This is a genomic window from Nocardia sp. NPDC050799, from assembly GCF_040654015.1.
Lineage (GTDB): Bacteria > Actinomycetota > Actinomycetes > Mycobacteriales > Mycobacteriaceae > Nocardia.
Window position 1 is genome coordinate 1 of sequence record NZ_JBFAHF010000031.1, and the last position, 7,972, is coordinate 7,972.

The following is a 7,972-nucleotide window of genomic DNA, read 5'->3' on the forward strand; positions in this document are numbered from 1 at the left end:
AAGGGCGAGAACATTCCGGAACCGGGCATCCCGGAATCGTTCAAGGTTCTGCTCAAGGAACTCCAGTCCCTGTGCCTCAATGTCGAGGTGCTGTCGGCCGACGGTGCGGCCATCGATCTGGGGCACGGGGACGACGACGAACTCGAGCGCCGGGCTACAAACCTCGGAATCACGCTGTCCAGGGACGAATCGCCCTCGATCGACGAACTCACGAGCTGAGCGCCGTCATTCAGCGACCCGGAGGGTGGTGTCACCGCCGGCCGTGCCGGTGACGCGGACCCTGCGCTCAGCCCATGGGAAGTGCGGCGCGGATCGTAGCCACATGCGCTGCCGCGCTTCCCGTGTTGTCGATCAGGAGGCGCGGTTCGGTGAACGGCTCCCAGCGCCGGGCCCGCACCTGGGCCCAGGTCGGGTTGCCCTGTCCCGGCCGATCGGGTGTGCGGGACTCCACCCGGCGGCGGTGTTCGGCCGCGTCCGAGCAGGTCACCTCCACCCAGTGCAGCGGAACCTCCGATTCGAGCGCCAGGTCGCTCCACATCGTTCTGGCCTTCCGAAGGTTGTTGCACGCGTCGACGACCACGGGCCGCCCACCCAGTAGCTGGTCCTCGGCCACCCAGGCCGCCGCGACGTAACCGACGGGATTGTTCTCGAACGGCGTCAATGTCGATACGATCGCCGCCTCGAAGGTATCGATACGCAGGAATGTCGCGCCGAGCTCGTCCGCGAGAGCCCGTGCCAGGGTGGTCTTCCCGCACCCCGGGAGACCGGCGAACACCACCAGATGAGGAGACCCGGCTGCCATCCGACCGATCCTAGGGGCCCATCCGCGCAGAGGTCCGGACGGGCGCACACACTGGCCCGCCGTTCCGATCTAGCTTTAGCCGCGATCGGAACGACCATCCGGGGTGCCACCGGTGAAGACGTCCCACTCGGCGGCGGTGAAAACCAGCGCCGGTCCGGTGGGGTTCTTGGAATCACGGACGCCGACATGCCCGCCCTCGAGGAACGCCACCTCCACACACTCCTTGGTTCCGCCACTGCGACTGCTCTTGAACCATTTCGCTTCGGATAGGTCGACCTTCACCGTTGGTGCTCCCTTGCTGCCGTGCGCAGCAGATTCCTGCTGCTGACCTCATCCAGCGCGGCTCGCTGAACCAGATCGCACGCCTCGACGTATCGCTGCACAATACCGACCTTCTCGCTGTACATGTCGCCGGTGTAATTCTCGGCGTAGACGATCGTCGGCTCGGCGGGCCTGCCCGGGGCATCCGCGTCGAACTCCATGATCACGAAAGGGCCGATCTGCTCACCGACGGGCATCCCGGCGGAGAAGGGCAGGACGCGCAGTCGCACGTTCGGAAGAGTCCCGGCATCGGCGAGGTGCCTCAACTGTGTTGCCATGACCCGTGGCCCGCCGATTGTCCGGCGCAGTACCGTCTCGGCCAGAATCACATTGAGCCGAGCCGGGCGGGTTTTTCGCGTGATCAGGGCCTGTCGCCGCATTTTGAGCCGGACACGCTGTTCGCGCTCCTCCCCGGTGTCGTCGGGACTCGCAACCCGAGCCAACGCTCGCGCGTAGTCCTGGGTCTGCAGCAGACCCGGTACGAGGTCGGGTTGATAGGTCGTCAAGATCCGGGCCGCGGATTCCAGTCCCATGTACACACTGAAGTTGGCCGGGATCACGCTGCCGAATTCGTGCCACCAGGACTTCGCCCCTGTTTCGCGGGCCAGTCCCCGCAACCCCGCCGCTTTGTCCTCGTCGATCTCGTAGATCTCGATCAACCCGTCCAGATCGCGGATGCGGATCCGCTGGTTCTGCCCCGTTTCGATGCGTTGCAGGCTGCTTTTGCCCCACTCCATCAGCGCCGCCGCTTCGGCCATGGTCAGGCCGATCGCTTCTCGTGCTTCGCGCAGATATCGGCCGAGCTGCCGTCTGGTGATACTGCTGTCCCTATCAGTCAAAACCGTCCCCTTTTTGGCTGGATGAGAGCTCCGAATCGCGAGATATGCATACTCGCAGTCCGATAGCGGCACGCCGGTTTTCGGTTTTCTCGCGGGTTCGGTCCTTCGCGTCGTCCGGGGGCGCGGGCGAGCTCGGGCGGGGGCGGATGGGTGCGACCGATCCCGGTCACCCGGCGGCCATGGTCTCCCGCATGGCCGCGGCGGTGGTGGCCGGGTCGTAGCCGGGGGCGACGCCGTCGACCAGGATCAGGTCGCCGTCGATATGCCGCGAGCGCAGCGGCGCGATCTCCCGATAGGCGGGCGAATCCCACCACGCCCGGGCCTCGTCGATCCCCGGGAAACCGATCACCACCACGAAGCCGGGCCAGCGCCCTTCCATCACCTCGTGCTGGGCGGCGTGGACGAGGAACCGGCCGCCGAAGGGTTCGAGGGTGGCGGGGATGCGCTCCATGTACTCGGCGATCTCGGGATGCGGATCGGCCGGCTGCAGGTGGGCGATGGCGTAGGCGGGCATGTTGTCGTCCTCTCGATCGGTTCGGTGTACCGATCATGACGGCGGGGCGACCACGGCACGATTACCTCGGAGGTAAACGGATCGACTACCTGCGGGGTTATCGGCGTAATGCGGCGGCGAGGGCGGCGATCTGCGCGGCGGGCGGGTTGTATCCGGGGAAGTAGCAGCACACCCGGTCGGCGAAATCGCCGAAGCGCCGGTGGATCTCGGCGGCGCAGTCCTGCGGGGTGCCGCGGACGGCCAAGGTGTCGACCATATGGTCGGAGATCCGGTCGAACATGGTCATGATGTTGCCGGTTTTGGAGAGTGCGTTGAGTTCCGGCTGCAGCTGTTCCCAGCCCTCGACCTCGAGCACCGGCCGGTATGCCGGGGTCGAACTGTAGAAGGCCAGCAGGCCGCGTACCCCGGTCGAGGCCGCCGCGAGTTCCTCCGCCGACCTGCCCATCGCCACGATCACCTGCGGGTAGATCGGGAATTCGGTGCGGCCCGCCTGTTTCATACCCTCCGCCACGGCGGGCAGCGTCCGCTCCCGGAAATGGCGATGGCTGTGGAAGGGCATCACCAGCAGTCCGTCCGCGACCTCCGCGGCGGTCCGGGTCATCAGTGGGCCGAGCGCGCCGAGCAGTACTGGTGGGGGTCCGTACGGGTTGGGACCGGGGACGAAGGTGCTCGGCATGAGAGTGTGCCGAGTGTGCTCGCCGCGGAAATCCAACGGCGCGCCGTCCTGCCAGGCGTGCAGGATCGTGCGCACCGCCAGCACGATTTCGCGCATCCGGGCCGCCGGGGCGGACCAGGTGGCGCCGTAGCGCTTCTCGATATGGGGGCGGATCTGCGAACCGAGTCCGAGCCGGAACCGTCCACCCGACATCAATTGCAGGTCCCATGCGGCATGCGCGAGGTGCATCGGGCTGCGCGGCATGGCGATCGCGACATTGGTCATCAGGTCGGCGTCCACCCGGCCGGCCACGGCGGCCAAGGGGAGCATCACATCGTGGGGGCCTTCGAAAGTGAACAGCCCCGTCGCGCCGGCGTCGACAAGGGTCCGGGCGCGTTCGGCGCTGCGGTCCGGGCGGGCGTCCAACTGGAGATCGAGCAGCATCAGTTCATCCAAGTACACCCGGGCGATCTCGAACAGGGGCCGGCCCGGTCCGATCCGGCACAGTGGCCGACCCGGTCCAGGATGGTGGCCGGTTCGCGTGCCCGGACGATCGGCGTGGCGATGGTCGACGGGTTCTTACCCACCCCGGATGGCAGGCAATCGCCCTCCCCGCGACATCTGCCGCCGAGTCGATCCTCCGGCGCTGTTCACGCAATGAACCGGCATTCGTATCCTCATTACGTGGCGGAGGGATACGACGAGGTCGACGAAAAGATCATGGACGCCGCGCTCGACCGGATCCTGCAACTCGGGATCCGCCGCTCCAGCCTGGAGGACATCGCGCGCCGCGCCGGAATCAACCGGATCACCATCCACCGCAGATTCGCGGGCAAGGACAACCTCGTCGCAGCGGTCATCGAACGGGAAACCCGCCGGATGCTGGCCGAGGTCACCGCGATCGCCGACGCCGCCGACGGCGTGGACGCCCAGATCGAGGAGACCACGCTGCACGTCCTGCTGCAGACCCGCATCCACCGCTTGGTCACCCACCTGCTGCGGGTCGCACCGGACGAAGCGCTCAGCTTCTACACCGTGCAGGGCGAACACCTGGTCGGTCTCGGGATCGACTACATCTCCGGCATGCTCACCCACGCCCAGAATGCCGGCCTGATCGACCGCTACGACCCCCGCCCGGTCGCCGAACTGGTCGCCCGCCTCGCTCATTCACTGATACTCACCCCGGGCAACAGCGGCGGCACCGATTTCACCGATCCGGAACAAGCGCGCGCCTTCGTCCGCACGACCATCGTGCCGCTGATGAAACACGGCATTCCGGGTTCGCCCCAGAAAGTTACCGATGACCCCCACGGTCATCCCCGCTCGCCCTCCCGGCCGGACCCGTAGGGCGCCCGATGCCTTCGGCGCACCGCGGCACTGCGGCCCCCCCATCGCGACACCGCCGAACCGCCGTGGTGGCGCCCCGCCCGGGCGATCAGGCCTGCGCGGGATGAACCGCATCAGCTTCGCCACACCGATCACGCTCAGCACGATCTGCAGCAGCCCCGCCGGCAGCACCGTGGCGACCAGATAGTCGAGGCCGTGCTCGCACACCACGGGTGCGACGACCAGCGTGACCGCACCGGTGGCCGCGGAGATCATGGCGCGGCGCCCACGCACGACGGCGATGGTGACCGCCATGGTCAACGACCCGAACAACTCGATCCGCGGATCGACGCCGGCGATGACGGAGAACGAGATCGCCTCCGGGATCAAGGCGGGTAGGTTCGACCGGGTGAATGCGCATGTGGGAGGGATCGAACTGGTCGATATCCCGCCGGGGCAGGTGAAGTTGTCGGATCGGCGGACACAACGCAGTTGGTCGGTGGAAGTCGGTCCGTACCGGCTGGGGGCCGTTCCGGTCACCCGATCGCAATACGCGCAGGTCACCGGCCACCGGCCGGGCGGGGGCCCGGGAGATCGGCTGCCCGCCGACAGCATCTCCTGGAACGAGGCGGTTCTCTTCTGCAACGCCCTGTCCGAACGTGACGGCCTGACACCGGTGTACCGCCTCGGCGCCGACGGCGAGGTCACCCGGGTCGCGTCGGCCGACGGATACCGGCTGCCGACCGAGGCGGAGTGGGAACACGCGTGCCGCGCGGGCACCACCGGTCCGCGTTACGGCCGGCTCGACGATATCGCCCGGTACCGCGGGAATTCCGAAGACCGACTGCCCGAGGTGGGGACCCGGCGGCCCAACGCGTGGGGGCTCTACGACATGCTCGGCACGGTCTGGGAATGGTGCTGGGACCTCTACGACCCGGACGTCTACGGCAGCTACCGGGTGCTTCGCGGCGGCGGATGGTTCGACGAACACTGGAGCTGCCGCGCCTCGGTCCGCCGCCGCAGTCATCCCACGGTCCGGCTCGACGATATCGGGTTCCGTGTCGCGCGGTCGGCGTGACGATGATCTGCCGATCTGCCCGAACGACATCGAAGCTCGCCGCAACGTACTGTGCTTCCGCGGCCGCACCGGCTCGGAATCCGGAATCCCGGCCGGCTGCCGTGGCGGGCGGCGGCCTTCGCCGAGCTCGGTCCCACCTCCGGGACCTGAGCGCATACGGCCGAAAATCCTGTCGTCGGGGCGGTGACCGCTCCGGCACACTGTCGGCGTGGCCGTAACGGAGAAGGCGGCGCCGGACCGGGCCCGGGCGACCGCGCTGAGTTCGCTCTCGTGGGTGCTGTTCGCGAGTTCGGGCCCGCTGGCCGCGGCGGTGATGGCGACGGGCTGGTCGCCAGCGGCGGTGACCTCGGTGCGGCTCGCGTCGGCCGCGGCACTGCTGGTGCCGGTGGTCGCGGTGCTGCGGCCGGGAGCGTTGCGATTCGGCCGCGCCGACCTCTGGTTGCTGCTCGGCTATGGGCTGCTCGGTGTCGGCGGGGTGCAGTTGCTGTTCTTCGTGGCGGTGGCCCGGATTCCGGTGGGCGTGGCGATGGTGCTGGTCAGCGTGGCTCCGGCGCTGGTCGCGCTCTGGGTGCGGGTGGTGCGGGGTACCCGGCTGCCCCGGCTGGTGTGGGCGGGGATCGCGCTGGCCTCGGCGGGATCGGTCCTGGTCGCGCAGGTGTGGCAGGACACCGGGCTGGATTTGCTCGGCGTGGCCGCCGGGTTGGGTGCGGCGCTCTGCTCGGCCGGGTACTTCCTGCTCGGTGAGCACGGTGCGCGCAGGCACGACCCGGCGGGACTCACCGCGGTCGGGCTCGTGATCGGCGCGGTCCTGGTGGCCGTGATCGCGCCGCCGTGGACGCTGCCGTCGGATTCGCTCACCGCCGTCGCGGTACTAGGCGGTCTGCGGGTGCCGGTGTGGCTGGTGCTGCTCGCGCTGGCCGTGGCCGGTACCGTGCTGCCCTACCTGGCGGGGTTGCGGGCGCTGCGCGATCTCCCCGTCGCCCTGGCCGGTGTGCTGGCCCTGCTGGAACCGGTGGTCGCCGCCGCGCTGGCCTGGCTGCTGCTGGGCCAAGCGCTCGGGCCGGCGCAGCTGGCCGGGGCGGCGATCGTGCTCACGGGCGCGATACTGGTGCAACTGGCCGGGCCCGGGACGGTTCCGGGAGTTCCGGGCCGGCGGTGAGCCCGCCACCGCGCCGGCCTCCCGCTACGGATCGGCCGCCGGCCGGTCGGCCCGCCACGACCCGGCCGGCGCCGGGTCGTGGACCCGCGGCAGGCTCTCGGCCCACGCGGCCGGGCGACCTCTCAGGGCTCGAGGTCGACCACGCCTTTGCCGCTGGCGATATCGAGCGGCACCGACACCTGGTCGTGCGCGATCAACCAGGTGCCGTCGATCTTTCGCAGCCCGAACGTGACCCGCACCCACATGCCGCTCATCGCCGCCCCGGTTTTCAAGGTGCCGCCGAGACGAGCGAAGGCGTGCCCGAACGCGACATCGTGACCGATGGTGAAGGCCGGATCGCGAATCTCGTAGGTCACGTTGTCGAGGAGCTGGAACACCTTCGCCCAGTTCGCCAGCTTCGCCGCGGTCCCGACGTGCTGGAGCGGCGGCTCGACATCGAAGGACACGATGTCGGGGGTGTACAGCCGCCGCAGCGCCTCGAGATCTCCGGCCCGGAGCCCGTCGATCAGCTTGTCGAGTTGCCGGTGGATGGCGGCCTCGTCGGCCTCGATGCGGTCAGCGGGTGACCGAGAGTCGTGCGGAGTCGTCATGATCAATTCCTTCCGGGTCGATGTTCGGAGTATCGATGGCGGGCCGGCGTAGCGGCGCCAGGGCGGTGCTCCAGGCGAGAACCTGATCCAGCAGCGTGCCCAGGGCGGTGGCGTGGTGGTCGCGCGGTGTGAAGGTGGTGAAGTTCTCGAAATGCCGTATCGATACCTCGCGCGGGCCGTCGAGCACCGAACGCGCCGAAGTGGTCCGGGATTTCAAACGCGCCTGGCAGGCCCGCGATATCGAGGCCCTGATCGGGCTCCTCGATCCGCGGGCGCGGGCGAGTGCCGACGGCGGCGGCTTGGTACCGGCCTTCCTCGAGCCGATCCACGGCGGCGAGCGGATCGCTCGCACCTGGCTGCAGATCGCCGCCCGCAGCCCCGCGTTCACCCTGCTGGAGCGCACGGTGAACGGCCAACCCGGACTGGTGGCACAGCTGGACGGCACCGTCGTCTCGGTGTACGCCTTCGATATCGCCGACGGCCTGATCACCCGCATCTGGGCGATTCGGAATCCGGAGAAACTGCGACGCTGGACGGCCGGCTGAACCTGCCGCAAATCGGTTCCATCGGGCGTTCGTCGTGGCTTGGCGAACAAGAGACGCCGGGCGTGGGGGGGGGGGGGGGGCGCGGGGGCCCCCCCGGGCGGCGGGGGGCCCCGCCCCCCCCGGGGGGGGGGCCCCCCCCCGCC

The 7,972-nt window shown here is 69.2% G+C and carries 12 protein-coding genes and 1 pseudogene; 5 read left to right on the forward strand and 8 right to left on the reverse strand.

Annotation, left to right across the window (positions count from 1 at the left end):
• The coding region (locus AB0H42_RS26710; RefSeq protein WP_357060716.1) for a hypothetical protein at positions 1 to 219 on the forward strand (219 nt) is incomplete at its 5' end.
• A gap of 67 nt (positions 220 to 286) precedes the next feature.
• Here AB0H42_RS26710 and AB0H42_RS26715 read toward each other — a convergent pair.
• The 5 genes from AB0H42_RS26715 to AB0H42_RS26735 all read right to left on the reverse strand — a co-directional run bounded on the left by AB0H42_RS26715 (position 287) and on the right by AB0H42_RS26735 (position 3,575).
• On the reverse strand, positions 287 to 802 hold the full coding sequence (locus AB0H42_RS26715; RefSeq protein WP_357060719.1) for an ATP-binding protein: 516 nt from the start codon (positions 800 to 802) through the stop codon (positions 287 to 289).
• A gap of 75 nt (positions 803 to 877) precedes the next feature.
• Positions 878 to 1,084, reverse strand: coding sequence for a DUF397 domain-containing protein (locus AB0H42_RS26720; protein WP_357060721.1), 207 nt, complete (start codon positions 1,082 to 1,084; stop codon positions 878 to 880).
• Positions 1,081 to 1,962 carry a helix-turn-helix transcriptional regulator gene (locus AB0H42_RS26725; protein WP_357060724.1) on the reverse strand — a complete coding sequence of 294 codons (882 nt, stop codon included), beginning with the start codon at positions 1,960 to 1,962 and terminating at the stop codon, positions 1,081 to 1,083. Before AB0H42_RS26725 ends, AB0H42_RS26720 begins: the two co-directional genes overlap by 4 nt.
• 166 nt (positions 1,963 to 2,128) lie before the next feature.
• A complete protein-coding gene (locus AB0H42_RS26730) occupies positions 2,129 to 2,476 on the reverse strand; it encodes a DUF1330 domain-containing protein (RefSeq protein WP_357060726.1) in 348 nt (115 codons plus the stop codon).
• A gap of 97 nt (positions 2,477 to 2,573) precedes the next feature.
• The gene (locus tag AB0H42_RS26735; RefSeq protein ID WP_357060729.1) at positions 2,574 to 3,575 is read right to left on the reverse strand and encodes a TIGR03617 family F420-dependent LLM class oxidoreductase; all 1,002 of its coding nucleotides are present in this window, start codon (positions 3,573 to 3,575) and stop codon (positions 2,574 to 2,576) included.
• Between the two features lie 240 nt (positions 3,576 to 3,815).
• Here AB0H42_RS26735 and AB0H42_RS26740 point away from each other — a divergent pair, with 240 nt between their 5' ends.
• Positions 3,816 to 4,478, forward strand: a complete 663-nt coding sequence (locus AB0H42_RS26740; protein ID WP_357060732.1) for a TetR/AcrR family transcriptional regulator — start codon at positions 3,816 to 3,818, stop codon at positions 4,476 to 4,478.
• Positions 4,479 to 4,574: 96 nt separating this feature from the next.
• On the opposite strand, the pseudogene AB0H42_RS26745 reads toward AB0H42_RS26740, so the two are convergent.
• Positions 4,575 to 4,850: pseudogene (locus tag AB0H42_RS26745) on the reverse strand (SulP family inorganic anion transporter); the annotation flags it as partial.
• On the opposite strand from AB0H42_RS26745, the gene AB0H42_RS26750 reads away from it, so the two are divergent.
• A complete protein-coding gene (locus AB0H42_RS26750; RefSeq protein ID WP_357060887.1) occupies positions 4,816 to 5,535 on the forward strand; it encodes an SUMF1/EgtB/PvdO family nonheme iron enzyme in 720 nt (239 codons plus the stop codon). The pseudogene AB0H42_RS26745 and the gene AB0H42_RS26750 overlap by 35 nt on opposite strands.
• A 208-nt stretch (positions 5,536 to 5,743) precedes the next feature.
• Positions 5,744 to 6,694, forward strand: a complete 951-nt coding sequence (locus AB0H42_RS26755; RefSeq protein ID WP_357060735.1) for an EamA family transporter — start codon at positions 5,744 to 5,746, stop codon at positions 6,692 to 6,694.
• A gap of 122 nt (positions 6,695 to 6,816) precedes the next feature.
• Here the strand turns inward: AB0H42_RS26755 and AB0H42_RS26760 are convergent, their stop codons facing one another.
• Together AB0H42_RS26760 and AB0H42_RS26765 are read right to left on the reverse strand one after the other, a co-directional pair.
• Complete coding sequence (locus AB0H42_RS26760) at positions 6,817 to 7,284, reverse strand: nuclear transport factor 2 family protein (RefSeq protein WP_357060738.1); 468 nt, start codon at positions 7,282 to 7,284, stop codon at positions 6,817 to 6,819.
• Complete coding sequence (locus tag AB0H42_RS26765) at positions 7,250 to 7,501, reverse strand: hypothetical protein (protein ID WP_357060741.1); 252 nt, start codon at positions 7,499 to 7,501, stop codon at positions 7,250 to 7,252. Before AB0H42_RS26765 ends, AB0H42_RS26760 begins: the two co-directional genes overlap by 35 nt.
• On the opposite strand from AB0H42_RS26765, the gene AB0H42_RS26770 reads away from it, so the two are divergent.
• Complete coding sequence (locus AB0H42_RS26770) at positions 7,485 to 7,829, forward strand: hypothetical protein (protein WP_357060744.1); 345 nt, start codon at positions 7,485 to 7,487, stop codon at positions 7,827 to 7,829. The genes AB0H42_RS26765 and AB0H42_RS26770 overlap by 17 nt on opposite strands.
• Positions 7,830 to 7,972 lie beyond the last annotated feature (143 nt).